Annotated in this window: 29 protein-coding genes, 2 pseudogenes and 1 riboswitch; of the genes and pseudogenes, 20 read left to right on the top strand and 11 right to left on the bottom strand. The window is 30.7% G+C overall.

Features of this window, described 5'->3' with window-relative positions:
* Positions 1-123: 123 nt before the first annotated feature.
* Positions 124-366 (bottom strand): hypothetical protein, encoded by a 243-nt coding sequence (locus AC2FB1_RS09500; RefSeq protein ID WP_490674987.1) that lies wholly within the window; start codon positions 364-366, stop codon positions 124-126.
* Between the two features lie 130 nt (positions 367-496).
* Entirely contained in the window at positions 497-1,651 is a 1,155-nt protein-coding gene (nagA, locus tag AC2FB1_RS09495) for an N-acetylglucosamine-6-phosphate deacetylase (RefSeq protein WP_490674986.1), read from the bottom strand.
* A 218-nt stretch (positions 1,652-1,869) separates the two neighbouring features.
* Here nagA and AC2FB1_RS09490 point away from each other — a divergent pair, with 218 nt between their 5' ends.
* The 5 genes from AC2FB1_RS09490 (at position 1,870) to AC2FB1_RS09470 (ending at position 6,656) form a co-directional block, all read left to right on the top strand.
* On the top strand, positions 1,870-3,474 hold the full coding sequence (locus AC2FB1_RS09490; protein WP_490674985.1) for a BCCT family transporter: 1,605 nt from the start codon (positions 1,870-1,872) through the stop codon (positions 3,472-3,474).
* Between the two features lie 49 nt (positions 3,475-3,523).
* Entirely contained in the window at positions 3,524-4,300 is a 777-nt protein-coding gene (locus AC2FB1_RS09485) for a putative hydro-lyase (RefSeq protein ID WP_490674984.1), read from the top strand.
* A 177-nt stretch (positions 4,301-4,477) separates the two neighbouring features.
* The gene (locus AC2FB1_RS09480; protein WP_490674983.1) at positions 4,478-5,896 is read left to right on the top strand and encodes an anion permease; all 1,419 of its coding nucleotides are present in this window, start codon (positions 4,478-4,480) and stop codon (positions 5,894-5,896) included.
* Positions 5,897-6,114: 218 nt separating this feature from the next.
* Positions 6,115-6,378: a hypothetical protein gene (locus tag AC2FB1_RS09475; protein ID WP_490674982.1), complete on the top strand. Its 264-nt coding sequence runs from the start codon at positions 6,115-6,117 to the stop codon at positions 6,376-6,378.
* Positions 6,333-6,656, top strand: a complete 324-nt coding sequence (locus AC2FB1_RS09470; protein ID WP_490674981.1) for a hypothetical protein — start codon at positions 6,333-6,335, stop codon at positions 6,654-6,656. Before AC2FB1_RS09475 ends, AC2FB1_RS09470 begins: the two co-directional genes overlap by 46 nt.
* Positions 6,657-6,714: 58 nt before the next feature.
* On the opposite strand, the gene bioB is transcribed toward AC2FB1_RS09470, so the two are convergent.
* From bioB to AC2FB1_RS09450, 4 genes are all read right to left on the bottom strand, one after another.
* The gene (gene bioB / locus AC2FB1_RS09465) at positions 6,715-7,680 is read right to left on the bottom strand and encodes a biotin synthase BioB (RefSeq protein WP_490674980.1); all 966 of its coding nucleotides are present in this window, start codon (positions 7,678-7,680) and stop codon (positions 6,715-6,717) included.
* A gap of 249 nt (positions 7,681-7,929) precedes the next feature.
* Positions 7,930-8,859: a carbamate kinase gene (arcC, locus tag AC2FB1_RS09460; protein ID WP_490674979.1), complete on the bottom strand. Its 930-nt coding sequence runs from the start codon at positions 8,857-8,859 to the stop codon at positions 7,930-7,932.
* Positions 8,860-8,879: 20 nt separating this feature from the next.
* A complete protein-coding gene (gene argF, locus AC2FB1_RS09455; protein ID WP_490674978.1) occupies positions 8,880-9,878 on the bottom strand; it encodes an ornithine carbamoyltransferase in 999 nt (332 codons plus the stop codon).
* Positions 9,879-10,036: 158 nt separating this feature from the next.
* Positions 10,037-11,038, bottom strand: a complete 1,002-nt coding sequence (locus AC2FB1_RS09450; RefSeq protein ID WP_490674977.1) for a PTS sugar transporter subunit IIC — start codon at positions 11,036-11,038, stop codon at positions 10,037-10,039.
* On the opposite strand from AC2FB1_RS09450, the pseudogene AC2FB1_RS09445 reads away from it, so the two are divergent.
* Positions 10,998-11,081, top strand: a pseudogene (locus tag AC2FB1_RS09445) (hypothetical protein); the annotation flags it as partial. The gene AC2FB1_RS09450 and the pseudogene AC2FB1_RS09445 sit on opposite strands and share 41 nt — an antisense overlap.
* 323 nt (positions 11,082-11,404) lie before the next feature.
* Positions 11,405-11,506, top strand: a riboswitch (TPP riboswitch).
* 60 nt (positions 11,507-11,566) lie between these two features.
* Positions 11,567-12,478, top strand: coding sequence for an ABC transporter substrate-binding protein (locus tag AC2FB1_RS09440; protein ID WP_490674975.1), 912 nt, complete (start codon positions 11,567-11,569; stop codon positions 12,476-12,478).
* A 248-nt stretch (positions 12,479-12,726) separates the two neighbouring features.
* Here the strand turns inward: AC2FB1_RS09440 and AC2FB1_RS09435 are convergent, their stop codons facing one another.
* The gene (locus AC2FB1_RS09435) at positions 12,727-12,990 is read right to left on the bottom strand and encodes a hypothetical protein (RefSeq protein WP_490674974.1); all 264 of its coding nucleotides are present in this window, start codon (positions 12,988-12,990) and stop codon (positions 12,727-12,729) included.
* Between the two features lie 366 nt (positions 12,991-13,356).
* Here AC2FB1_RS09435 and AC2FB1_RS09430 point away from each other — a divergent pair, with 366 nt between their 5' ends.
* Positions 13,357-13,986, top strand: coding sequence for a DUF5079 family protein (locus AC2FB1_RS09430; RefSeq protein WP_490674973.1), 630 nt, complete (start codon positions 13,357-13,359; stop codon positions 13,984-13,986).
* Between the two features lie 431 nt (positions 13,987-14,417).
* On the opposite strand, the gene AC2FB1_RS09425 is transcribed toward AC2FB1_RS09430, so the two are convergent.
* A complete protein-coding gene (locus AC2FB1_RS09425; RefSeq protein WP_490674972.1) occupies positions 14,418-14,690 on the bottom strand; it encodes a hypothetical protein in 273 nt (90 codons plus the stop codon).
* Positions 14,691-14,990: 300 nt separating this feature from the next.
* On the opposite strand from AC2FB1_RS09425, the gene AC2FB1_RS09420 reads away from it, so the two are divergent.
* Entirely contained in the window at positions 14,991-16,355 is a 1,365-nt protein-coding gene (locus tag AC2FB1_RS09420) for an FAD-dependent oxidoreductase (protein ID WP_490674970.1), read from the top strand.
* A gap of 1,323 nt (positions 16,356-17,678) precedes the next feature.
* On the opposite strand, the gene AC2FB1_RS09415 is transcribed toward AC2FB1_RS09420, so the two are convergent.
* Complete coding sequence (locus tag AC2FB1_RS09415) at positions 17,679-18,287, bottom strand: NDxxF motif lipoprotein (protein ID WP_490674969.1); 609 nt, start codon at positions 18,285-18,287, stop codon at positions 17,679-17,681.
* Positions 18,288-19,003: 716 nt separating this feature from the next.
* Here AC2FB1_RS09415 and AC2FB1_RS09410 point away from each other — a divergent pair.
* The 7 genes from AC2FB1_RS09410 (at position 19,004) to AC2FB1_RS09380 (ending at position 23,121) form a co-directional block, all read left to right on the top strand.
* Positions 19,004-19,144: a hypothetical protein gene (locus tag AC2FB1_RS09410; protein ID WP_490674968.1), complete on the top strand. Its 141-nt coding sequence runs from the start codon at positions 19,004-19,006 to the stop codon at positions 19,142-19,144.
* A 148-nt stretch (positions 19,145-19,292) separates the two neighbouring features.
* Positions 19,293-19,556, top strand: a complete 264-nt coding sequence (locus AC2FB1_RS09405; RefSeq protein ID WP_490674967.1) for a hypothetical protein — start codon at positions 19,293-19,295, stop codon at positions 19,554-19,556.
* 912 nt (positions 19,557-20,468) lie between these two features.
* On the top strand, positions 20,469-20,927 hold the full coding sequence (locus tag AC2FB1_RS09400; protein WP_242230314.1) for a DUF1307 domain-containing protein: 459 nt from the start codon (positions 20,469-20,471) through the stop codon (positions 20,925-20,927).
* Between the two features lie 318 nt (positions 20,928-21,245).
* Positions 21,246-21,428, top strand: coding sequence for a hypothetical protein (locus AC2FB1_RS09395; protein ID WP_242230315.1), 183 nt, complete (start codon positions 21,246-21,248; stop codon positions 21,426-21,428).
* 284 nt (positions 21,429-21,712) lie between these two features.
* Positions 21,713-21,892, top strand: a complete 180-nt coding sequence (locus tag AC2FB1_RS09390; protein ID WP_242230316.1) for a hypothetical protein — start codon at positions 21,713-21,715, stop codon at positions 21,890-21,892.
* 429 nt (positions 21,893-22,321) lie between these two features.
* Complete coding sequence (locus tag AC2FB1_RS09385) at positions 22,322-22,486, top strand: hypothetical protein (RefSeq protein WP_490674966.1); 165 nt, start codon at positions 22,322-22,324, stop codon at positions 22,484-22,486.
* Positions 22,487-22,938: 452 nt separating this feature from the next.
* Positions 22,939-23,121 carry a hypothetical protein gene (locus AC2FB1_RS09380; RefSeq protein ID WP_302339099.1) on the top strand — a complete coding sequence of 61 codons (183 nt, stop codon included), beginning with the start codon at positions 22,939-22,941 and terminating at the stop codon, positions 23,119-23,121.
* A gap of 174 nt (positions 23,122-23,295) precedes the next feature.
* Here AC2FB1_RS09380 and AC2FB1_RS09375 read toward each other — a convergent pair whose 3' ends face one another.
* Positions 23,296-24,099, bottom strand: coding sequence for a hypothetical protein (locus AC2FB1_RS09375; protein WP_490674965.1), 804 nt, complete (start codon positions 24,097-24,099; stop codon positions 23,296-23,298).
* 124 nt (positions 24,100-24,223) lie between these two features.
* On the opposite strand from AC2FB1_RS09375, the pseudogene AC2FB1_RS09370 reads away from it, so the two are divergent.
* Positions 24,224-24,313 (top strand): annotated as a pseudogene (locus AC2FB1_RS09370) (replication initiation protein); the annotation flags it as partial.
* A 42-nt stretch (positions 24,314-24,355) separates the two neighbouring features.
* Here the strand turns inward: AC2FB1_RS09370 and AC2FB1_RS09365 are convergent.
* Complete coding sequence (locus AC2FB1_RS09365) at positions 24,356-24,916, bottom strand: recombinase family protein (protein WP_490674963.1); 561 nt, start codon at positions 24,914-24,916, stop codon at positions 24,356-24,358.
* Positions 24,917-25,062: 146 nt separating this feature from the next.
* On the opposite strand from AC2FB1_RS09365, the gene AC2FB1_RS09360 reads away from it, so the two are divergent.
* From AC2FB1_RS09360 to AC2FB1_RS09350, 3 genes are read left to right on the top strand one after another with little or no spacing between them, the layout of a single operon-like run.
* Positions 25,063-25,386: a PadR family transcriptional regulator gene (locus tag AC2FB1_RS09360; protein WP_490674962.1), complete on the top strand. Its 324-nt coding sequence runs from the start codon at positions 25,063-25,065 to the stop codon at positions 25,384-25,386.
* A gap of 30 nt (positions 25,387-25,416) precedes the next feature.
* A complete protein-coding gene (locus AC2FB1_RS09355) occupies positions 25,417-25,944 on the top strand; it encodes an HAAS signaling domain-containing protein (RefSeq protein WP_490674961.1) in 528 nt (175 codons plus the stop codon).
* Positions 25,944-26,546 carry an NDxxF motif lipoprotein gene (locus AC2FB1_RS09350; protein ID WP_262618701.1) on the top strand — a complete coding sequence of 201 codons (603 nt, stop codon included), beginning with the start codon at positions 25,944-25,946 and terminating at the stop codon, positions 26,544-26,546. Before AC2FB1_RS09355 ends, AC2FB1_RS09350 begins: the two co-directional genes overlap by 1 nt.
* Positions 26,547-26,628 lie beyond the last annotated feature (82 nt).

The following is a 26,628-nucleotide window of genomic DNA, read 5'->3' as shown; positions in this document are numbered from 1 at the left end:
CTCCGCATGATTCATTTTAATATGAATTCAACGAAAGTGTTTTTATATCATTCCCACTAATTGGGGTCAGTCCACGAGATACTGTATCGAATCTTGTCCTTTTTATTTAGCTTTACTTACTTTCTATGAATGTTTAAATAATTTTAAAAATAATGACATAATAATACAGACTATCGCAATAATCGCGAAAGTAATTAAGAAAATCAAATCATTTTGTGTGAACTTCACACTAATATCTGACCAACTTTTAAACGAACTATTGTATAACGCATTTACTACGATAACTGCTAATAATGCAATCACTGATACCCATCCTAAAGTAGTAAAGAAGTTCTTTGCACTAGGAAATCGTAAATCGTTTTGCATTTTTCACGCCTCCTTTACTTCAAAATTCACATATTATGTAGATTTATTCTATATATACACTCAATCACATATATGTAAACGTAAAAAATGACGCACGTCAACATTATTTCTTTTTACGATGCGGGTAGTCTTAAAATTGATGTATCATACCAGCTTTAATCGTTGTATCAACACGAATCTCGTCATCTACAATGACAATATCTGCATCTTTCCCAATGCTTAAGCTTCCTTTTTGTTTGTCTATGTTAAGTGCAATAGCTTGATTTAAACTTGTAACACGCCATAAATGATCTAAACTATCATGCGTAAATTGAATTAAATTACGCAGCCCTTCATTCATTTTTAAAATACTGCCTGCGAGCGCACCGCTTTCTAAACGTGCTTCTTTACCTTTGACAATGACATTTTGACCACCTAAATCATACTCGCCATCCTTCATACCTTTAGCACGCATAGCATCTGTAATCAAATACATATGCGTATTTCCTTTTTGCTTATACGCAATCTCTACAGCTGCAGGATGAGAATGAATACCATCTCCAATAATCTCAGTATTTAAACTTTCATTGGTCCAGGCTGCACCAAAAACTCCAGGATTACGGTGTTCAAAAGGTGTTGCTGCGTTATAAAGATGCGTAATATGTTTCGCACCACGTTCTACTGCTTCATTTGCTTCTTCGTATGTCGCGACCGTATGTCCCATTGAAAAGATGATGTCATCGCGTAATGCATTTAATGTATCATGAGCACCTTCAACTTCTGGCGCAAATGTAATGATTTTAATTAATCCTTTTGCAATATCTTGAAAATGACGAATTTTTTCAACTGATGGGCATTGTACATATTTAGGATTTTGGGCACCCACTTTGTATTCTGAAATAAATGGCCCTTCTAAATGAATTCCAGCAATTTCTGCCGCTTCACCTATCGTTTGATGCTGATAACATGTGACGACATTTTTCAAAGCTGTTTCAATATTTTCATCTGATTGTGTCATTGTTGTAGCTAAGAATGTCGTTGTCCCTTCAGATAATAATTTTTTAGCTAAATGATTTAATCCTTCATATGATGCATCCATCGCATCTTCACCGTAACCACCGTGAATATGAATATCAATAAATCCTGGTAATACGTGCTTCCCTTTAACGTCGATTTGTTTTAAATCACCCGCATAATTACCTTTTTGAATATCACTAATTTTGCCATTTTCTATCACAATATATCCTTTATTAATCACTTGTGCTTCTGTGTAAATTATTCCATTTGTAATGACATATTTTGACATGATATACCTTCTTTTCTGTGAATTCTTCTTCATTTCATTTTAATTATAGCATTTCACTTTTTAAAATTTATGCCATTTTACATTTTGGAAAAGTTTTCGACCTTAATGTTAAATAATCTAAAAATAATATAAAAGCATTTAAAATGAATTTTGAAAATATTCACAATTATATGTATAATCAAAACAACTAATTTATAAAGGGATGACTTAATTGATTCATGAATGACAAAAGTAAAAGAAATAACAGATTGGTTTATATCATTTCAGTGTCTATTATTATTATTATCACTGCAATTGCTGGTATATTTCCTAAGACATTTGGTACACAAGCTCAAACCATATACGACTTAATTTCTAACTCTTTTGGGTGGTTCTTCTTACTAATTATATTTATTTTAGATATTTTTCTCATTGCGTTAGCTATTTCAAGATATGGTCGTTTTAAACTAGGAGATAATGATGAAGAACCTGAATTTTCGTTCATTTCATGGCTTGGCATGTTATTTTCGGCTGGTTTAGGTGTTGGTATTGTCTTTTGGGGAGTTGCAGAACCACTGACACACTATCTTCACTCTCCTTTCCCAGGAAAAGTGCCAGATCAATCACCAGAATCTGCACGTCTTGCAATGGGTTATACATTCTTTCATTGGGGCATTTCACAATGGTCTATTTTTGCAATGGCTGGCCTCATTGTTGCATATTTCCAATTTCGTAAAAAACGTGACGGCTTAATTTCAACTGCAATGGAACCTGTTTTTGGTGAAGCTTATAAACGTCCTATACGAAATGTGATTGATATTTTAGCTATTATTGCTACTGTGATGGGGATTGCCACATCTATCGGACTAGGTATTATGCAAATCAGTGGAGGATTAAATCACGTCTTCCATGTTCCAAATAACAATATTACTAAAATTTCCATTACGCTTTTAATGATGATTATCTTCATAGGTTCTGGTATTACAGGTCTAGGACGAGGCGTGAAATGGCTGAGTAACCTTAATATTATTTTAGGTGCGCTCTTACTTATCTTCATGCTCATATTTGGGGATTTAAAATTTATCTTTGAATCCTATACACTTGCTATTGGAGATTACATAAGACACTTTGTCGAATATAGTTTACGTATTGATCCGTATACCAATAACAATGCTTGGATTCAACAATGGACTGTCTTTTATTGGGCATGGGTCATTTCTTGGTCACCATTTATTGGAGGTTTCGTTGCACGTGTATCACGCGGTCGTACCATTCGAGAATTTATTTTGTGTGTACTAGTTGTCCCACCACTTATTTCTTTTGTTTGGATTTGTGGTTTCGGTGGTACGGCTATCAAAATTGCTATGGGTGGCGATAAAATTGCTAGTCTTGTAGATAAAGATTATACGGTTGCTTTATTTGAATTATTATCAAAATTTCCATTATCTGATATTACAAGTGGCCTTGCCATTTTGTTAATCTTTTTATTCATTGTCACAAGTGCTGACTCAACAACGCATATTGTTGCTGGAATGGCTACTGGAGGCAGTGAAAATCCAAAAATAAAACACAAAGTCATTTGGGGTTTACTTATTGGGGCTATTTCAGTAGCAATGACTATAGCAGGGGGATTAACAAGCTTGCAAACAGCTTCTGTCGTTACTGGTTTACCATTTTCAATTATTTTACTTTTAATGACTATTTCAATTATGCGTGCCTTACGACGAGAACATACAAAACATTTCCAAATGTCATATGTTAAGGATGATAAAGATTACTCTATTCCACTCGAAAAACGCGAAAAAGACGAGGAAACATCAAGTGGGTCACAGACAGATAAATAATTAATATATTCATATATTGTACTGTGTAAAAAACAAGGGGGTATGCATGATGGACACCAAACATCAATCACCAGAATACTTACGCCAATTAATCCGTGAAGGTCAATTAACACATCATACAAGTGGGATGGCTGAAGGATATATCCAAGCAAACGTCGTTATTTTGCCATCCACATATGCTTATGATTTTTTGAAATTTTGTTTTAGAAATCCAAAAACATGTCCACTATTGGATGTGTCTGAAATCGGTTCACCTTCATTTCCTTATTATGGTCAACAAGCAGATATTCGCACCGATGTATCACGTTATCGTGTGTATAGACAAGGCAAATTAATTGAAGAACGTGATGAGATTTCTGACTTATATACTGAAGACATGGTTAGCTTCCTAATTGGATGCAGTTTTACGTTTGAACATGCGTTATTAGAATCAGACATTCCCGTACGACATATTGAAGAAGAACATAATGTACCAATGTATCAAACAACCATACCAGCCCAGCCGAGTGGACAATTTGCTGGGAATATTACAGTCAGTATGCGTCCAATGACAATGTCTCAAGCTATTAAAGCTACTGAGATAACCTCACATTTTAAACATGTACATGGCACGCCAATCCATATCGGCAATCCTGAACATATTGGCATTCAAAATATTAATGTTCCTGACTATGGAGAACCCGTCACTATTCATCCTAATGAAGTGCCTGTCTTTTGGGGATGTGGCGTAACTCCACAATCCGTTGCACTTGATGCTAAACCAGAACTTATGATTACACATGCACCAGGTCATATGTTCATCACTGATATTAAAGATAGCGAATAAAATAATTAATGTTATTCTAAGTGTACTGTAGCCAATTACTGCACAATTGGCTACAGTACACTTAAATTTTTCCTCTACATTCTTCTGTTTATTTTTTTAATATTAGTCTGTACATTCTTAAAGAATGGGACTATTCTAGACATGTATAAAAGTGTTATCAGGAAAGAAGGCTACTTTATGGATCATTCAATTAAGTATAAAAAATTTATACTTCCTATTATTGTTGGGGGAATTATTGCCTTACTTGCACCGTTTAGACCTGAATCTTTAAATATACAAGCATGGTTTATGTTTGCGATTTTTGTCGCAACCATTATCGGATGTATCACACAACCAATGACGATTGGTGCTGTCTCTATACTCGGATTTACTCTCACTGTACTCCTCGGCGTCGTTGATATTAAAACAGCCGTTCAAGGCTTTGGTAATTCAAGTATTTGGCTCATTGCAATGGCATTTTTTATTTCTAGAGGGTTTGTAAAAACAGGGCTAGGACGTCGTATCGCCTTACAATTCGTTAAATTATTTGGGAAAAAGACCCTTGGATTAGCCTATTCTCTTGTTGGCGTTGACTTAATTTTAGCACCTGCTACACCAAGTAATACTGCACGTGCTGGTGGTATTATGTTCCCAATTATCCAATCCTTATCAACCTCTTTTGGTTCAACGCCAAAAGAAGGTACTGAACGTAAAATGGGCGCATTTTTGATATTTACAGAATTTCATGGAAATTTAATTACCGCAGCAATGTTCTTAACTGCAATGGCAGGTAATCCACTTGCACAAGACTTAGCGGCCAAAACAGCACATATACATTTAACTTGGACGGATTGGTTTCTAGCTGCCTTAATTCCTGGTTTAATTTCACTCATTGTAGTCCCTTTTATTATATATAAAATATATCCACCTACAGTTAAAGAAACGCCAGATGCTAAAAAATGGGCGGAACATGAGTTATCTGAGATGGGTCATATCTCAAAAGCCGAAGCATTTATGATGGTGATCTTCGCTATTGCCTTATTACTATGGGTAACTGGTAGCTTTATTGGTATCGATGCGACGCTTACTGCATTTATCGCATTATCACTTTTACTTTTAACTAGCGTATTAAATTGGAAAGACATCTTAAATGAGACTGGCGCTTGGAATACATTGGTATGGTTCTCAGTACTTGTCATGATGGCAGATCAATTGAATCAACTCGGCTTTATTCCTTGGTTAAGTAAAACCATTGCTCATAGTTTACATGGCTTTAGTTGGCCTATAGTACTTGTGATATTAGTGATTTTCTATTTCTATTCACATTATTTATTCGCAAGTTCAACAGCTCATGTCAGCGCAATGTATGCAGCATTACTCGGCGTTGCCGTTGCAGCTGGCGCACCACCATTATTTAGTGCACTCATGCTTGGTTTCTTCGGTAACTTAATGGCATCAACAACACACTATAGTAGTGGTCCTGCCCCTATTCTTTATTCAGCGGGTTACATTACACAAAAACGTTGGTGGCTCATGAATATCGTTTTAGGTCTTGTTTATCTTGTTATTTGGCTAGGCATTGGCTCATTATGGATGAAATTGATTGGATTTATGTAAAAAACTGCAAAAAAGTCTCTCGCATAATTGCGAGAGACTTTTTTTATATCATTTTAAACAAACCTTAATATCGCGCCCCCTTACCTCAATCGGTAAGGGGGCGTTTTTTTGCTTTATGCTTACTTCTCTCTTTTATAACTCCCTACCTTCCTAAAAATAAAAGAAGTCGCCTTGTCAGGCGCCTTTAGTTTCCAATGTGAGAAACGGAGGTGAATGACATGATATATCACGAAATCATTACAGAACTCAGTAGTTTAAATAAAACACCACAAACGATAATCGCCCAATATGAACGTATTGAATTTGGTCAATCATACACTAACGATGAAAAATTATTAAATTGCTATTTCACTAAAATCTTCTACAAATTAAACCAAAGTCATACACTACGTCCTTATTTAAAACTCATCGCGACTAATCCATCTGAATTAATAGAATGGTTCATTCTTTATTCATATATAACCAACGTGCTGATACTTTGAAAGAAGCCATTAATTTATATGAAACAGAATCTCATCAAGCACGTATGGAAGGACAACAACAACAAATTCTTTCTACTGTTACTCAAACAAGTGTAGATGCTAAAGCAGCAAAATACGCGTCAGAATTAGCAGCATCCAATTCCCAAGCATCTGCAATATGGGCAGAAAGAGCGGCACATAGCGCTAGAGCAGCCAATGAAAATGCCACAGAAGCTTCTCAAAAAGCAGGCGCAGCAGCAACTCATGCGTACAAAGCAAGAAAAAATACTGAAAAATAGATATTAAATAAAACACCTTCTAACCAAAAATGCTAGAAGGTGTTTTATAATATGTTCACTACCCGTCTATCTCAAATCCCATATCTTCAATCATTTGGTAATCAAGCTCATTAGGTTGTCCGCCTGTCACAAGATAATCTCCGACAAAAATAGAGTTAGCTGCTTGAAGTGCTGTTGCTTGTAGTGAACGTAAATTTACTTCACGACCGCCCGCAATTCGAATTTCTTTTGTAGGATTAATCAATCTAAACATTGCTAAGATACGTAAACACTTTATTGGAGATAGTAAATCTAATCCACCAAACTTCGTTCCTTTAATTGGATGTAAAAAGTTAACAGGAATACTGTCTGCATCAATCTCTTTTAATGCAAACGCCATATCGATAATATCTTCATCTGTTTCTCCCATCCCACAAATCACGCCAGAACAAGGGGAGATGTTGTGTTCTTTCATCACTTCCACTGTATTCACTCTATCTTTATATGTATGCGTTGACACGACTTCTTCATGGTAACGTTCACTTGTATTTAAGTTATGATTGTAACGATCAACACCTGCTTCTTTTAACTGTGTTGCTTGTTCATCATCAACTAAACCTAAACACGCACAGATTTTAAGTTGGGGATGAATAGCTTTAATATCTTCTACCGTATCACAAATATGATTTACTTCTTTATTCGAAGGACCACGTCCACTCATTACAATACAATACGTCCCAATTTTATGGTCTGTCGCGACTTGTGCCCCTGCTTTAATTTGTTCTTGATCTACTAAAGCATAACGCTGTTTTTCTTTCATTTTGACAGATTGACCACAGTAACCACAATCTTCCGGACAAATGCCACTTTTCGCGTTGAGAATCATATTAAGTTTTACTTTTTTACCATAATAATGCTTTCTTACTATATAAGCTTCATTTAATAATTCAAACGTATCAATCGTATCGTCTTGAAATAGACTTAGACACTCTTCTTTAGTTAACGCTTCTCCATTCAATACACGTTCTGCTAGATTTAATGTCATGATGTTTGTCACTCCTATCTTTTAAAATACACTAATAAAACTCATAATTGTAAACTTTATATGTTTATAAGTTTACATTATTCTTTGATTAAATCAAAGGATGTTTTAAAATGAAATGGTCTGTGAGTCTAACCTCAGACAACCCGAAGTATAACTTGTGACTATTAAATATTTGAATACCTTATAAAAAAACTTGAGCCTACATATGTAAAATACATATAGTAGGCTCAAGCGATTTAATATAGCTATTTATTTTGTAATACGTGTACCAATCTTACCTTTTAACGCATCATTTAAACCTGATAAAGAGGTAATTAATACACTACCTTTTGGATTCTTTTCAATAAATTGAAGAGCTGCTTCTACTTTTGGCAACATACTGCCTTTTGCAAATTGATTATCCGCAATATAGCCTTTCATCTCATCGACTGTGACGTCACCTAGTCCTTCTTGATTATCTTTTTCGTAATTAATATAAACATAATCAACAGCCGTTAAAATAATCAATTGATCCGATTGTAAGTGTGCAGCTAGTAATGCACTTGTCTTATCTTTATCAATGACTGCATCGACACCTTGATAACGACCTTGTTCCTTAACAACTGGGATACCGCCGCCACCCGCTGCAATCACAAGCGTGCCATGTTTAATAAGTGTTTCAATACTATTAAGTTCAACAATGTTAATAGGTTGAGGAGAAGGCACAACGCGACGATACCCACGTCCTGCATCTTCCATAAAAGTATATCCTTTTTCTTCTTTTGTTTTTTCAGCTTGTTCTTTAGTATAGAATAGTCCAATAGGTTTCGTTGGATGTTGAAACGCTGGATCATCGTTTGCTACTTCGACTTGTGTCACAAGTGTCACGACTTCTTTATTAATCCCTAGTGCATGTAATTCATTAAGTAAGCTTTCTTGCATCTGATAACCGATATACGCCTGACTCATTGCGCCACATTCAGGGAATGGGAAAGGCGGGCCTTGTTCATGTTCCGCTGCATAATTTAACCCTAAATTAATACTTCCCACTTGTGGTCCATTCCCATGACTAATGACCACTTCATATCCTTTGTTGATTAAACCGACTAATGATTGAGCTGTACCTTTTACAAGCTCTAATTGTTCTTTCGGTGATTCTCCTAAAGCATTACCACCCAATGCTACTACGATTTTAGACATCCATAGGTCCCCCTTTTTCTCTATTCGCCTAAAGTTGCCACCATTACTGCTTTAATCGTATGTGCTCTGTTTTCGGCTTCTTGAAAGACAACAGAACGATCACTTTCAAAGACCTCATCTGTGACTTCCATTTCATTCAAACCATATTTTTCTTTAATTTGTTTACCAATTTCTGTTTCTGCATTATGGAAAGCAGGTAAACAGTGTTCAAAAATGGTATGTGGATTCCCTGTTTTTTCAATCATTTCTTTGGTTACACGATAAGGTTCTAATAACTTAATACGTTCTTCCCAAATGTCGTCAGGTTCTCCCATTGACACCCATACATCCGTAGCAATTACATCTGACCCTTTTATACCTTCATCAATATCATCTGTCACTAAGATTTTGCCACCATTTTTATCTGCCAGTGACTGACATGTTTTTAGTAAGTCATCTTTAGGTCTTAACTCTTTCGGACAGATAAGGTGAAACGTCATCCCCATAATTGCTGCCCCTTTCATTAACGCATTGGCCATATTATTTCGTCCGTCTCCCACATATGTGAAATGAATATCTTCATACGGCTTACCTAACGCCTCTTTTGCAGTTAAGAAATCAGCAAGGACTTGTGTTGGATGATCTTCATCTGTTAAACCATTCCAAACAGGAACACCTGCATAGTCGGCAAATTCCTCGATGGTACGTTGAGAGAAGCCACGATATTCGATACCGTCATACATACCGCCTAAAACACGTGCCGTATCTTTAGGTGTTTCTTTCACACCCATTTGCGTTCCCGTAGGTCCAAGATAAGTGACATGTGCGCCTTGATCATATGCAGCTGTTTCAAAAGCACAACGTGTACGAGTAGAATTTTTTTCAAAAATTAAAGCAATATTTTTTCCTTTTAATCTTTGTTGTTCAATTCCAGCATATTTTGCACGTTTTAAATCTTCAGAGAGATTAAGTAAGAATTCCATTTCTTTTTTTGAAAAATCAAGTAATGTTAAAAAATTTCTATTTCTTAAATTTTGCATCTTGATCCACTCCTTTGTCAGAAATTTAACATTTAAAACCCAATACACATAATGTGTAACTTTTTATTATATTATTACACAAAAAGAAGAACATATAAATTTAAAATGGATAATAAAAAAACTTCTTTGCCATATTTTGACAAAGAAGTAACTCATGTTTATGCTGTTTTAACTTTTCTTTTTTCTTCACGATCTATCATATCTTGTTTTGTAACAATTGGATATTTTTTAAATGCAAGAGAACCAAGGAAGCCTGCTAAACCACCTACAATGGCCATTACAACACCATAGATAATCACTTTCATTGGACTATTAAAACCAAACATCACTAAGAATCCTGCAATTGGTGTCGCTGTACCTGTTGCATCATTGATCATACCAGATAAAGCGATAATTAAACCTGCAGCAGCTCCTCCAAAAAAGTTTGTCACATACACTGGTATCGGATTAGCAGAGACAATATCAGCTTGAGATAACGGTTCAATACTTACTGAAATTGTTGATTTACGATCGCCTAATTTTAAACGATGGAAAAGCGTACCATTCAAAAATGCCGAACTAAATGCAGCCATAGCACCAATTGCCATTGGTACGCCAGTTAAACCAAGTAATGCGGTTAAAGCCATTGAACTTAACGGTGCTGTACCTACAACGGTAATAATGCCTCCAAGAATAATCCCCATTATAATTGGATTTGTGTCCGTACTACTTTTAATAATGTCACCAATTTTTAGTAATGTATTATTCACTACTGGCGTTAAACCCGTCGCAATTAAACGTGCCAGTGGTGCAAGAAGAACGATTGAACCAATAAGATCTACACCATCTGGAACATATTTTTCTGTATATTTCATAAGATAACCTACAATATACCCAGCAAAGAAGCCTGGAAGTAAGTCTAAACCACCACAAGCAGCTCCAATAACTAATGCATACACAGGTGAAACACCAATAGCCAAGGCAGTTAACCCAGCAGCAGCGACACCACCTAGACCTCCCGCAGCGTCACCTAGTTGTTCTAAAAATTTAATACCAAATACTTCTCCACCTACATATTTGTTAAAAGCTTCTACTAAAAATGTCGCAATAGCTGCGTTGGCTAAAGCTCCCATCGCACGCATACCACTAGGTGCTTTATATGTAAATAACGTAAAAATCACTAAGACTAAAACTAAAAACAACGTGCCAATTAGTAAATCCATAATCTACTGTCATCCCCTTATTTTTAATTTAGACGTGAGGTATGGCTTCAAATCAGACAATATCTCACTACTTACTTTCTTCCTTAGTAGACAGTTTACTAAAAAACGAAATATATTTCACGGAATTTTTTAAATTTTTAAATTAAATTGAAAAATTTGTTTATTTTTTACTTAATTACTTCAAAATATATCTATCTTACACATTATGAAATGATTGATAAAATGATATAAATATACAAATGAAATAACCTGATAAAGTAAATGTAAACAAAATATCAGATTTAATTAACCTAGAATATATGTTATGTTAAATGTATATAACAACATATTCACTAGGGGTGCGATTGATTGCTGAGAGAAAGTACTTACTTTCAACCCTTAAACCTGTTGGTTAGTACCATCGTAGGAAAGTGACTTACATATTACTTGACGTCTTTCAGTATTCACTTTTTTGCGTAGAAAATTGAGTTATTGGAGGATTTTTTTATGGAGAAATTAAGAGTTGGTTTAGAATGGTTTTTAAATCCTGATCACATGCCATTAATTTTAGGTATAGAAAAAGGATGGTTTAAGGAACAAAATTTAGAGATTGAGATGATTGAACCTGAAGAACATTTTGATGCTTTAGATGAAATCGAAAAAGGTACAATGGATATCGCAATTACAGAACCTATCCATTTAGTAGAAGATAAAGCATCTAACCAAAATGTTGTAGGCTTTGCAAGATTCTTACATACCAATGGCGGTATAATGTATAAAAAAGATAAAGGTATTAAAACACCAAAAGATTTAATTGGCAAACGTCTCCAGTACCCAGGAGCTCCAGGTCTTGGTGGTATTGCTATTGCAAAAACCATGATTGAAACTGATGGTGCTCAATATACAGATGGTGATATTATACCAGTAAATAATAGTTTTTATCATACTGATGCATTATTAAATGATAAAGCAGATGCCGCAACACTTATCTTTGAAAATTTTGAAATTTTAGAAGCCAAAAGTAAAGGATTAAATGTCGATTATTTCGCATTAAAAGATTACAATGTTCCTGACTTTTGCCAATTAATTTTTATCACTACCCCTGATAAGTTACACTCTGAAGAAGAAAAAATCAAAACATTTATTAAAGTTATACAAAAAGCAATTCAATACATTAAAACTAATCTTGAAGAGGCAATTCATATCTACTCTTCATATACAAATACAGATGTAAGCGATGATTTAAATAAATCTACAATACAAGCAACCGCTAAATGTTTCACTAACGATTTATCAATGAGTTCTGACTTTTACAATGATTTACAATTATGGTTAAAAGAAACAGGTAAAATTAAACAAACAATTGAACCTAAAGAATATTTTACAAATCAATTACTATTTAGTAGATATGCTAACTAATCTCAAGTTTACATTCAGAGTCTCTACAATTTTTAAATTGTAAGAGACTCTTTTACTTCTAAAATATTGCCATACTCTTCAATATCTAAATATATTTCTTCATTTTTAGCATTGCCGCCACCCAATCTTTGCATTGACTGAACTCCTTCATTTTTCCTTAATTGAGAAAGAACATGTTTAGAAACATGAAGCTATAGCACCAGTAGCGCCACCAGATATGCCGTCAATAACAGCATCAGCAGCTGTACCTAAAGCACATTTATCCCAATTTGTTTTGTCGTCTTACCATCTGATAATGTTAAAATTTCATTATCATCTATTTTACAAGTAATATTACTATCGGTAATAGATAAATGTAGAACACTTTTATTTTTTGGATTTAAGTTACTAATACCATCTTGTTTGTCAGCTGCATGAATTTGATTAGCATTAGATACTACTATTGGAGCTACAACAGACTCTGTTACAATAGATACACTTAACAATACTTTTGATAACATATATTGCTTCATATCTAAAACTCTCCTTTTTTATTATTCATAAATTCATATTATCAAAAGGTTACATATATTAATTAAAAGGTTCTCAAATGTATCAACATAGTTCTCAACTTCTATAGGAGCAAGTATTGGTAGACCAATAGGAGCGGGATTAGATTTAGTAGTCGTACAGGTATATTACTCTTATCTGAATAGAAATTTTTCAGAGGTAAATCTGCTAGTGATATTGTTAAGGATAAAGCTAATGAAAAAAATGAGTGTTATAAGAAATTTTGATATATAGAAGAGTTTCAAAAATTTAGTGTCTGATAGCATAATAATGTAAAACATTTTGGGACATCAATCAGTTCAATATTTTCATAAAGGTGGCTGAATAAATTGGAAGAATCATTAAATCGTTTAAGAAAACCAGCAATACAAGTAATAAATATATTCTCATTATTGTTTATATTTTTCTCATATATACAATATCAATTTGATCTTACACTTGAAAGAACACCTAATTATCTAATCATTACTACAGGTCTTGCATTTGTTGTTAATTTGCTTGGACTATTCCAATTTTTTGAAAAGAAAATTGATAATCCCATAAATAAAGCGAAGCGATATTTAATAGTAAATATATTAAGTCTCTATGTCTCATATCTAACTTTTTATAATTTATATTTTTTTGTAGCCGCTGAACATCAATATTATTTAGATAAATATTGGTATATCGGTTTTATAACATTACTTGTTTGTTCAACTATGCATATATTAAGTGTATTACTAATGAGATTCTCTCCCAAGTGGTTAAAATATGATAAAAGAATAGTCATTATTATTTTGAAGGCTATTGCTTCGTTGATATATATACAAAAAATTATAGAATATATAATAATTCCAAACATAGCCGATTCCCATTTTGTATTTTTAATGTCAATATTGTATATTTTTGCCTGCAATTTTTTAGTAACTAGTTATTATTTACTGTATGGTCGCGTGTACACAGAGACAAAAACCAAATAAAAACAATAACAAGAAAGTAATAATGAAAATAGACGTATTGATAAGGTCTCGTATAGCAAAATGGAATTTTCTATTCATCCATATTATTGGAAAGAGACGATGATAAGAATTCAAGCATTTTTTATTTCAAATGATATTTATACAATGGTATAAATTTAACAAAAAAGAACATTCTCCATGAATTATTTTTTTAATTTTTTTTAAAAGTATAAATGAACATTGTATATCACTACTGCGCTTATTAGCATAATTATTATATAAAGTATAGTACCTAAAATATCATGCTGTTTTATAAAACTTAATTTTCTTCATTAAAAAAACACCCAGTTCTCAAATAAGTGATCAGAATAATAAAGTAAAATTGTTAGTTGTTATTTGATTAATCTTATCTGTATTAGCTATATTAAGAAGAATATTCTCGCTTTGTATATTTATTCTGTTAGTAAAATAAACAGCAAATGTCCTAAAATAACTAAGATGATAGTCATTAAAATAATACTAATTGTTGCTATTATTTTTATTGTTCTTCTACTAAAGTCAGTATTAGTATAAACCGAAAAATAGAACATTACCAAGTATCCAACGAACATGCCATACATAGATAATAAAAAATTCCATTCAATACCCATATATTCTCCACGCATTAAAGCATACGTTCCTATAATTATAAAAAATAAAATAAGTTGGTATATAAAAGTTATCATTTATCTATTAGCCCCCTACATTTATGTTAACTATAAACAGAGGATTAAACGTTGATTTGACACGTTTTCATTTGTTTTCATTCTTTAGTATATTGTATATTTATTCTGTTAGTAAAATAAATAGCAAATGTCCCAAAATGACCGCAATTATAACAATTTTATTAACACTGCCCATATTACCCTACTCTATTGAATAAAACGCCTTCTGAAGGGTAAATACAAATGTGAAGAAAATTAAATCAACTTTTAAAATAGATAAAGAAGAGCGGAAATGCTCAACCAAAGGAGGACTTCACTATTATGAAATACGTAGTAGTCGGAACATCACATGCAGGCTATGCTGCAATCGAAACATTATTAATATCAGATCCAGAGGCGGAAATCGAAGTATTTGAAAGTGCCGAGGCACCTTCATTCTTATCTTGCGGTATTCAAAGTTATTTAGAAGATGTTGCACCATCATTACAATCCTTGCATTATGCAGATGCAGAATCATTAAAAGAACAAGGCGTGAACTTGCATCTTCAAACAACGGTGACGGATTTAAATACCCAAAATAAAACCGTGACTATTAAAAAAGATGGCAACACTTCAGAAGTCTCTTACGATAAATTATTCTTAAGCCCAGGGGCTGTACCAAACGAACTACCAATTAATGGCATCAACGATTACAATAATGTCTTATTTATGCGTGGTGAAGATTGGGCTGGCAAAATCAAAGAACGCATGCAACATGCGAAGAAAGCCATTGTAGTCGGCGGCGGTTATATCGGTATCGAAGCAGCCGAAGCCTTTACCAAAGCCGGCATCGATACAACACTTATGGATGACCACGATCGTATTATCAACACTTATTTAGATAAAGAATTTACAGATATTTTAGAGAAAAACATTGCCGAACACGGCTTAAAATTCAAAGGAAATGCGAGCGTTAAAGCCTTGAAAGCAGACGATAACAACAATGTTACAGCCGTAGTCACAGATGACGGTGAATACGAAGCAGATACAGTATTATTTGCTGTCGGCGTTAAACCTGCAACAGAATGGTTAGATGGCAAAGTTGAACTCGGCAAAAAAGGCATTATCAAAATCAACAACCGCTTAGAAACATCAGAAAAAGACGTTTATGCAAGTGGCGACGCAACGCTTATTCCATTCGCGCCTATCAACGAAGACCGCTATATTGCACTTGCAACTAACTCTCGTCGTCAAGGTTACGTAGCAGCACGCAACATGGCAGGCAAAGACATGAAGATGCCACGCGTGTCAGGCACATCTGGTCTTTCTTTATTCGATTACAAATTCGGTCAAACAGGCGTACATGAAACAGAAAAAGACAGTTACGACGGCAACTTAGGAGCAAAATATATCGAAGTACCTGTGCGTCCTAAATTCCGTCAAGACGATACAACAGTTCACCTTAAAATCATGTTCGATGAAGATACACATCGCATTCTAGGCGGACAAATTATGAGTACGGAAGACTTAGTAGAGTCTATCAACACACTATCGGTTGCAGTCAATGCAGGCTGGACATTAGAAGAACTTGCATTAGTCGACTTCTTCTTCCAACCAGACTTTAACCGTCCATGGAACTACTTGAACATCCTAGCACAACGCGCACTAGGCGACGATGTCTTCCCTAAAGACAAACAACTCTTCTAAACCCTTACAGATAAAAAAGGTGCGTCTCTCCTCGAGAAGAGACGCACCTTTTTAATGAGCTTAATACCACTTTAAATAGACTCCAACCCTTTGAAAGTATATAAAAGAATCGATAAGTTTGCATACCCACTTATCGATTCTTACTTTATTTAGAGATACATTTCTTTAAGATGGCGAGCTTGATTAATCTTCTCTTTTTTTCCAATTCTTCACGATTTGCTTGATTTCACTAGTAGCTTTTTTCATTTTTAAAATTTTAAATACCTTTATTTTGAAATTTAAGGAGTATTTTAAAGATTTAGGGGTAAATCATACATTTTTTTATAAGCTCTTAAAACGTAAATATGAGTCAAATAACTGTATTTTAAGTACACCAACTAAAATTTGAGCAAAACCAGTGAATAATTTTTTAGACACTGTCCATTTATATACAAACTTAAAAGTTAGTATGAAAAGTGGTCAACCATGCCGATTGAGCGCTATCATTCCCACAGAAACAAAAAAGCATAAAAAAAACGTAAAAAACCTATAACATCAAAGTTTAAGAGTACTTTTTCATCTTTACTAGCCACTCATAGTTTCAAATCATCAAATTAATAAATAAAAATATAGCTGTTAATGTTTATTAATTGGGTTTCATTATAAGCAATATTTTCAATAAATGTCTCAACAACAGGCTTAAAATATATATAATATACGAAATAACTTTCTATAAATCACTGATTATGTCAAACAAATTAAAAGTCTTAAACAGTGATTTAACAGCGTTTAAGTCTTTTCTTTACTACTGTTTATTCCTCCTTTATATACCATTGATCTGACACTTTATTATCTATTTTTATTAGTTAATATTATATAGATTTATTCTGTTAGTAAAATAAACATTAAATAGCTTAAATGACCAAGATAATAGCCATTAGAATAATACTAATGGTTGGTTTTTGATTCTTCTTTTTATTGAATATAGAACTTTTATAGACTGATAATAAAAAAATTCATTTATGTAAATATTATTTTTTGTTAATTTAAATTTAGAGAAGGAGATGAGGAAAATAGATAAAAAGACTTTTAAAAACACTTTTAAAACGACATTAGTTGTAATTTTGATTTTATTGTATTTTTTATTTTCATTAAGCGACAAATATAGTATTATCTTACTTTGTTTATTAGCTATTATTTTAGGTACAATTATTCATTTTTTAGTAGAATTTATTGGTGACTATTTATATAAAAAATAAAAGGTGGACGCAAATTCGTTCTAAAACTTTATGATCACATTCGTGTATAAAATTTTAATCACTCAAAAATCAACTAAGTATTTTATTAGTTAAATGCTTTAGTTTTTATATTTTTATCTTTTAAAAATGTTTCTACTTCTTTTTGTTTTTTTCCATTTACGTCTTTTTTATATTGTTCATTAATTGAATTTATCTTATCAATATCTTTTGTAGATAGATTATCTGAATTAGAATTTTTATTTACTTTTTGTATTTGTGTATTCAATTTTTTTAAGTACTGATTAGCAGTTGTTATATAATCTTTAGTTTTAAACACTCCATCTTTATATCCATTTGGTAAATTATTGTTTTGAATAAAATTAGAAAAATTACTATCATTTTTATCATTCATTTCAGTTAATGAATTTAATTTTTTTAACTCATTTTTATTTAAGTTATCTTTATTACGTAAACTTTCAATATTTTCAATCAAAGCATGATTTGTATCTAAATATTTTGAAACATTCTTTTTAATTTCTTTTTTACTGATATTTTCATTAATTTTACTAGATGAAAATACTTGTTTAGGTATTGCTGGTAGTTCATTTTTATTAGAAGTTTGCTTTTTTGATTTTTCTGTAGAGTTACCACAAGCAGTTAATGAAAAAAATAAAAGAGAACCCATTATTAACACAAAAAATTTCTTTATATTCATTTAAATCTCTCCTTCTTTAAGCTTTTCTTTATTCTTCTCAATCTTTTTCAAGTTGTTTTAAAAATCCTTTTCGATCATATTCTAAATCTTGATCGTACTTTTCACTTTGAACTTCTCTCATATCTCTACTTTTATTTAATCAATTAGGCGTTTTCTCTCGACTTATCCCATGTGGCTCCTTGCGGTTAGGTTTTCGGTTTTTCCTAAGAGTATCGTCGCTAACCACAAATGTATCTCGTTCACTCATTCATTCTCACCACGCTTTCTTCGAAAGTTATTACTTAACGTAACCTAAGCATATAAAACATGCAAAGGTTATTTAAGTAATATAGTGGTTTGGAGTACTGGCTTTTCTAGCCACATACATGGTAGTGTCTCCGGCTTGTTGGGGGAACATCTCCAAGCCCCTTAGGATTTTTTCTGACGAAAAAATAGTGGCTAATTGCTAGCCATCATTATAAAATTTTATAAATAAATAATAAAAAATGTAAATTAGATGTTTAAATAGAATATGATTTTTTGTTAAGGTTTAAATATAAAAATATTAGGAGGCTAATCAAGAAGATTACAAAATCAATCAAAATATAGCCAATATTATTTATGATAATCTCGAAAGAAATGATAATGGTGAATTACAAATTATTGATAAAGAATATTTAAAGAATGAACTAAGTAATTCTGATTTAGATGTTACAATTAATGATGTTGAGAACTATGTGAATCAATATAATAAAACTATGCAGGGAAAAAATGGTAAAAAAGCGAAAGAAAATTTAGTAGCTTTTAAAAAAGAAGTTGAAAAACAACAAAAAAAAATAGTACAAGTACGAGTAATAGAGATGCTTGCGATGCTATAACTGTAACTGGTTTTGCTCATACTACAGCTACATTAGGAGCAATGGCAGCATTAGGAGTTGACGGACCTGTTGGCTGGGGAGTTATAGCAGGAATGGGAGCGTTATATGCTAGAGGATCTATTGCTTGTAATCATGCGTAGGTGAAAAGATGAAAAAATTAGTAGATAAATATTTTTTCACTATAAGTCAAGCAACTATCTTATTTATTTTTGCAATTCCAATGACAAACTTAGTGATTAAAAGTCTTTTACTTTATATTTTATTATTTATTATCTTAATTGGAAGTACGTTTTTTATTGAACGTGATTTAAGTAAAAAATACTCACTACAGGAAAAAGCAAAAAAAATGTGCTTCACATTGTTACCTATTAATATAGTAGTTGTTCTTATATTCTTTATATTTATACTTTAATATTATAATGAATATATAAGATTAAACCATAGCACATCAAATATTAAAATATTTGATGTGCTATATATTTTGTGGGAAAAAATATGAAAAAGAGTAACGTAATTTTAATAATATGTCTTGTTTTTATTTTAGTAGGATGCTCAGAAAGATATAAAACTTTATAAAGATAAAAAAGTTAAAGAGGCGCCAACTGTTTATGTAAATGATAAAAAATTAAAAGATCCTTATAGTTATACAGAATATAAAAAGTATTTGAAGTAATTAATTTAAAAAAGGTGATCATATTGATGAATTTTCAAAAAGCGATATTAAAGATATATTAGAAAAAATAGCTGAAATTGAAGAAACACTATATCAAAGAAATGAATAAGTTATACAGAGATACTACTCATAATCATTACTTATGTTAACTGTTTATTTAATAATATTAATTGAAATGATCCAATCAATATTAGAATACATCTATATCTCTATTTTCCTTTATTATTTTCATAGAATTAGTGTAATGTTCTTTCTTCACCCTATGTAGAACTAATTGAGTCAATAATTTTATAGGACTTTCTGGATATAAATCTTCTCCTAAATAATTATCAATTTCTTCTTCAGTATACATTAATACATTTGTTTTTAATGTTTCACCATCTAATTGGTATAATAAAAGCTCTTTTAACCTATTGAATTCATACCATTATGCTCTTACAAAGAATTTGGAGCCAATTTTTAATTTGCATATAGATGGGCAGTGTCTAAAAATTCGTCACTGGTTTTGCTCAGATTTTTGTTTTTGAAATTAAAATGTATTTAATTAGCTCTTATTAAATCTAATATATTTTTAATTAATTTAAGTGTTATATATTTAGGGAAAAGGATGTATGATATTTTATGTATTATTAAAATAAAGGAGATTAAATTATGAAAAAAATTATTGGTTTAGTAGCAAGTATTGTTGTTTTAATTACGTTATCTGCTTGTGGGAATGAAAAAACTAAAACATTTGTTGGAAAAAAAGATAATGTGAAAGTAGAGGTAACTTATACATATAAAGGGGACAGAATAATTAAACAAAAATCTGTAAGTACTTTGAAATATAGTGATTTTGGTATTTCTGATGATACATCTAAAAAAAGAGTTAAGGAAGCAATAGAGAGACAAAGTGAAAAAATGCAAGACGTAAAAGGTGTAAAGGACTCTACTAAAGAGAATGATGAAGGATTCGTAGAAACTTTAGATGTAGATTTTGAAAAGGCTGATATTGATACTTTAAAATCTAAAGGTATTGTTAATATTGCTGGTAATAAAGGGACAAGCATTAGTATGAAGAAAACTGAGAAGAAAATGAAAGAAATTGGTTTTAAAGAAAAAGAAGACTAATTTTGACTTAATATATTTTATACACTTGGAATAACGTTAGCAAAAAGCTAGCGTTATTTTTTATTTTTAACCCCTTTGTAATTATAGTGTTCAACTGAAATAATTGCTCTAGTTTTTGTTTTTGAAATTGAAATTAAAACATATTTACTTGGTTCTCATTTACGTTTTAAGAGCTATTACATAGTTTTGGGTTAAAATAGATATACATAACACCCCTAAATGCTCTAAAAAGTATCTTTAAATTGCAAATAAAGGTATTTAAAATTTAAATAATGTTTATGATAAAATTTTATTAGAATTAGAAAAGGAGATTTAATTTTGAAATTTGTTTTATATTTCGTATATTTCTTCGCATCTTTTTTTATTTTAAATTCATTACTTGATTTGGTAATTCCAATACTTGATTTTGATGTATATCCAAATCTTATTTCTGCATTGTTTTTTGCAATACTTATGACTCTACTTGCTTATGTTTTGAAAGGAGATAAAAACAAAAAGTAGAACACGCATTTGTGCTGAGAAAATTTATTGATGTTGAGAAGAACCCTTAACTAAACTTGGAGACGAATGTCGGCATAGCGTGAGCTATTAAGCCAACCATTCGACAAGTTTTGGGATTGTTAAGGGTTCCGAGGTTCAACGTCAATAAAGCATTTAGAATAAAGAAATTATATTATTTTAAGAATTATGGAGGTGTAAGTATTAAAAATAAGTTTTTTAAGGCGATTAAAGACGTTATTATTATTATCTTGATTATTTTTTTAGTAGCGACTGTGTTAAATTACATGGATTGGAATATTAGTTTAAATAAATATTGGAGTAAACTTGGAAATTTAGGATTAATAAATATTTACGAAAATAATAATTTAAATGGCTTAGTAACATTAGGTTTTATATTAGCTATACTATCTTTTGTTTATGATATGTTTTTTAAGAAAGAGACTAAAGAGGTTAAGAGAAAATAAGAGAAGTTTAATTGGTTTTGATTTTAGGTTTTGAAACGAGTTGAAAACGAGTTTCTTCTTGTCTTGATTAATTACTTCTTTTAAAATCATCATAAACATTGATATAACAATATTTATAGTTAATATTAAATGAAAATTGATCGATGTTATAACCTTTAATATTGCATACTATTTACAATTGTTACAAGACCTCTTTGAATTGTCTAAATCCTATTATTTTTGTTGATTTCATAGGCTTCAGTCGTCGTCAATCCTATAAATAGGATTGATTTTTTTACCCAAATCCTATTACTTTTTAACTTTTTTATTATTCTATAAATATTTTTAAATCCTCTAAAAAATACCTTAAAATTAAAATTGCAAATAGGGATATTTAAAATTTTAATAACTCTTGTGATAAAGTTTATTTAAAAAGGAGTGACTGACTTTATGAAAATTATAAGTATTATTTTTGGAATTTTAGTTATTCTTTCTTGGTTGTTTGTAATGAGAGAATATAGAAAAGGAAATGAAAAGACAGAAAAAGGTAAGTTAGTTATATTAATTGCTTGTTTATTAACTTTTATTATGACTTTAATGAATTTCTTTGATTAGGGTGTGCATTTATGCCGAGAAAATTTATTGAAGTTGAGAAGAACCCTTAACTAAACTTGTAGACGAATGTCGGCATAGCATGAGCTATTAAGCCGACCATTCGACAAATTTTGGGATTGTTAAGGGTTCCGAGGCTCAACGTCAATAAAGCAATTGGAATAAAGCAATAATTGTGTTTATCCTTCAGTTTTGTATATTTTTGTGTGTATGATTTTTAGTAGTATAAATACAATTATAGAAATTATACTGTGTAGCAAAATCACGCTATCTGGTAAGTCCATAAAAAGAGTTAAGATTAAAAATTCACAAGCCATAATTATTGCGATTAATAATAATAAATTTGTTATTTTCATTTTAATTCCTCCTTAATTATTTAACTATCATACAGTGTAAATGGTTATGTAAAATAACTATTTTATAAAAAATGGAGGAGAATTTAAAAGGAGTAATTTATGTCTGGTTTGAAAATTTTATTAGTAATTTGTATTTCTGTTTTTGTAGGAAATGTCGTATTAATGCTTTTAGAAAATGCTCCTATGAATATTTGGATCATTCGACTTATTAGTGGAGTAGCATGCGCTATTTCAGGTATTTTATTGACTAATTATTTTCAAAAAAAGAAGAGTCAATCGTAGGGTGTTTTGAAACGAGTTTCTTCTTATCTTGATTAAAGAAAATAAAAATTAAGGAAATACCAATAATAGGAGATTGTTTTTCCCCTATTATGTATCCTATTAAGAATACTAAAGTGCTTACAATCATATATAATATTATATATTTTCTATTGAATAACTACATATGTCTTTTTCCTACCTCTTTTGCTGTTTATCTAATATACATTGAAGGTACACTGCTAACCATAGTTCATTGATAGCGAAAGATGGAGATAAAGTAACTTTATGTTTTTCTCCACGCATATTTGTTTGCTTCTTTTTTAATAAATCAAAAAAAGTTCTATTAGCTGATAGTACAGTGTTTTTATAACTGTCTTTTACCGTAGTTTTAGTAGTGAATTTTTTATTTTCTATAGTATACAATCCATCTTTAGTTGTAAATTTGTAAGAAATTAAGTTTTTCATCCTTTTTTTTGTGAATAGTTTATGTTGTTCTAGTTTCCCTATATACTTTTCATTTAGATAAACTTTGTATTTATACCGCAAAGATAAAGGGTGAACTCTTTTTATATCAACCAAATAATCTTTTGATTTTAACTGTAATGAAAATATCGGGAATATTTCTAATAAAGTTATCCATTTTTGAAAAAAATTGTTGAAAACGATCTTATAAGCCATCTTTTTATTCCCATATATCGGAATATATTGCGAATGAATTAATGATAGAGGTGTTTGAATAAAATATTGATTATCTTTACTCAAATATGATTTTTTAGAATTATCTGATTGTTGTAATAATAGATTAGTTATATTTTTTCTATTTCTTTTTCGTATAACGATAAAAGTAATTAGAACAATATTAAGGAGTATCCAACCAATTAAAAAATACCAAAAAGAAGCAATTAAGATTTTGCCTCCAAAAATTAAAGAATATACTCCTTGAAATATAAAATATAAAGTCAACACAAACCAAAAAGCAAAGATGGGTACTATATTCAACTAAATAATCTCCTTTTAATAATATTATGCTTTTATGCTACAAAAAATAACGTATATTGTAAAAATTAGTTTTATAATCACCGTTACTGATATCCTTTTATGTTTTTTTAAACTTTATCTAAATGGTTATATGAAAATTAAAATTGAAGACTTTAGAGAAGGTTTAGATATACCCAATTCTTATCGAACGTGTAGTATTAATCAATCTGTTTTGAGATGCTATGAGAAGCTCTCATTTACATCAAAGTAAAGTTTATTAAACCAAATCATTATCATTCTTAATTCTATATACTGTTTGTCTTGTTATATTCACTTCTTTCGCAATTTTACTAATTGCTTGGCCTTCTTCTAACATTTCTACAACTCTATGATAAATAATGCGTTTTTGAGGATCCTTTGCATTAGGTGAATATAGTAAGGGGCGTCCTTTATACACACCTTTTTCTTTCGCAACTTTAATCCCTTGTGCTTGTCTACGTTTACTTTCATTTCGTTCTTGTTCTGAAACCATTGCTAATATTTGAATGATTAAATCTTTCATAAATTTATCTAATAATGGATTGCCAATGACTTCGTTCATCATAGGTAAGCTAGTAATCATCAATTGAACTTCTTTGTCTTTTAAATAATTAACGGTGTGAATCACTTCATCGTAATTACGACCTAATCGATCAATCGATTCTACTACAAATCTATCGCCCATTCTCACAAAGTTAAGTGCTTCTTGAAATACGGGTCTATTTTCTACTGACTTTCCCGATTGTTTTTCTGTAAATATTTTCTCTACGCCAAATGTTTTCAAATTGAAGGTATTCATGGAAATTTATTAAAAAATAATGAAAGATATAAAAAGTTTATAAAAAGTATGTCTTAACTCTATACCTATAATTTAAAAACAGGTATCATGTATTGCATAGTAGTGATACGATAACTCCGTATTCTATTTAGAGGAGGCATTAATTAATGAATGTTCAATTTAAAAAAGGTGCATTAGAATTATTAGTTCTATCAATCATAAATCAAGAAGATCAATATGGTTATTCATTGATTCAAATTATAACTAATAAAATTATTATATCTGAAGGTACGATCTATCCTTTATTGCGTAGGCTTGTTAAAGAAAATTATTTAGACAGTTATTATAAGCCTTCCAAAGAAGGACCTTCACGAAAATATTATAGTATCACTGTAAAAGGTAACAAACGTTTACATGAATTAATAAAAGAGTGGGAATCTTTCACCGAAGCTATAAACTCATTTATGAAAGAGAGTGATATCCATGAATAAAGAACAATACCTTGAAATCCTTAAAAAAGAATGAAAAATGTTGATAAAGATGAAAAAAAAGATATTTTAAATGAATATGAATCTCATTTTATTAGTGGCTATAAAGACAATAAAGATGATACTGAAATTATAAAAAAATTAGGAGACCCAGTAAAGATATCAAAAGAAATCAATGCTATGACTGCTATTAACAAAGTGGAAAAAGAAAAAAATATAAAAAATATATTCATAGCTGCTTTTTCTATTATGAGTCTTAGTAATTTTAATTTCATTTCAATAATTTTTAGCTTTTTCGTTCTTTTATTACTCTTACCATTGATATTAGCCTATGTTATTGCAGTTCCTATTATGATTGTGTCTCCAATAATATTATTAGTAATTGGAGTCATAAATGGTTTTGATACAATTAGTATGAATGATATCTTTGAAGTAATCAAAGGAGTCATATTAGGTATTATATTAGGATTTATGGGTTATTTTGTTGCTAAATATTTCTTGAATTTTGTAGTTCTATACTTAAAATGGGATATGGCTATCCTTAAAAAGGAGAAGTTGTAATGAAAAAATTTTTTATTTTAGGATTATTGATTTTTTCACTTGTTTTGACAGGCTGTAATAATTTAGAAAGTAAAGAAGATAGTGAAACAGATAAAATAGTTCAAAAGCCAATACCTAATAAAATATTTGATAGAAAAATTATTAACTCTCGGATTTCAGAAAATGAACTTAAAAAATCGATAAAAATATATTTAGATAAAAATGAAGAGCTCTCAGAAGCTAGCGAATACTATGAGGACAAAGTTGATTCTGAAGAACCTCTAAATAAAAGTGAGATCAACAAATTGAAAAAAATAAATAATCTAATTAAACATAATGATGAAAATTTTCGTGAGTATATTCAAAACAACACCTTACCTAAAGATTATAATAAAGAAACTTTAAGAATAAGTGAGTATATATCAAATTCTAATAAATTTAATCAAAATTTGGATATAAAAATTGATCAAGCAATTAACAAAAGTATAGATCAAAAAAAAGTATCAACAAAAAACATTGACGAAATTAAAGATGATAGTAAAAAAGTAAATGGAAAGGAACAAGCTAAGATTGAAAAGTTTTTAAAAGACAAAAATATTAAAACTAAAGCATTCAAAAAATAAAAATCAAGAGTCTGGGACATAAAGTTTCTGAATAAGTGAAAAAAGACAATTTCTATTGAAATAATATAGAAATTGTCTTTTT

The organism is Staphylococcus sp. CoH_129_LAB_1, from assembly GCF_058191515.1.
The sequence above is the reverse complement of the archived record's forward strand: the minus strand, read 5'-3'. Positions and strand labels throughout refer to the sequence as shown.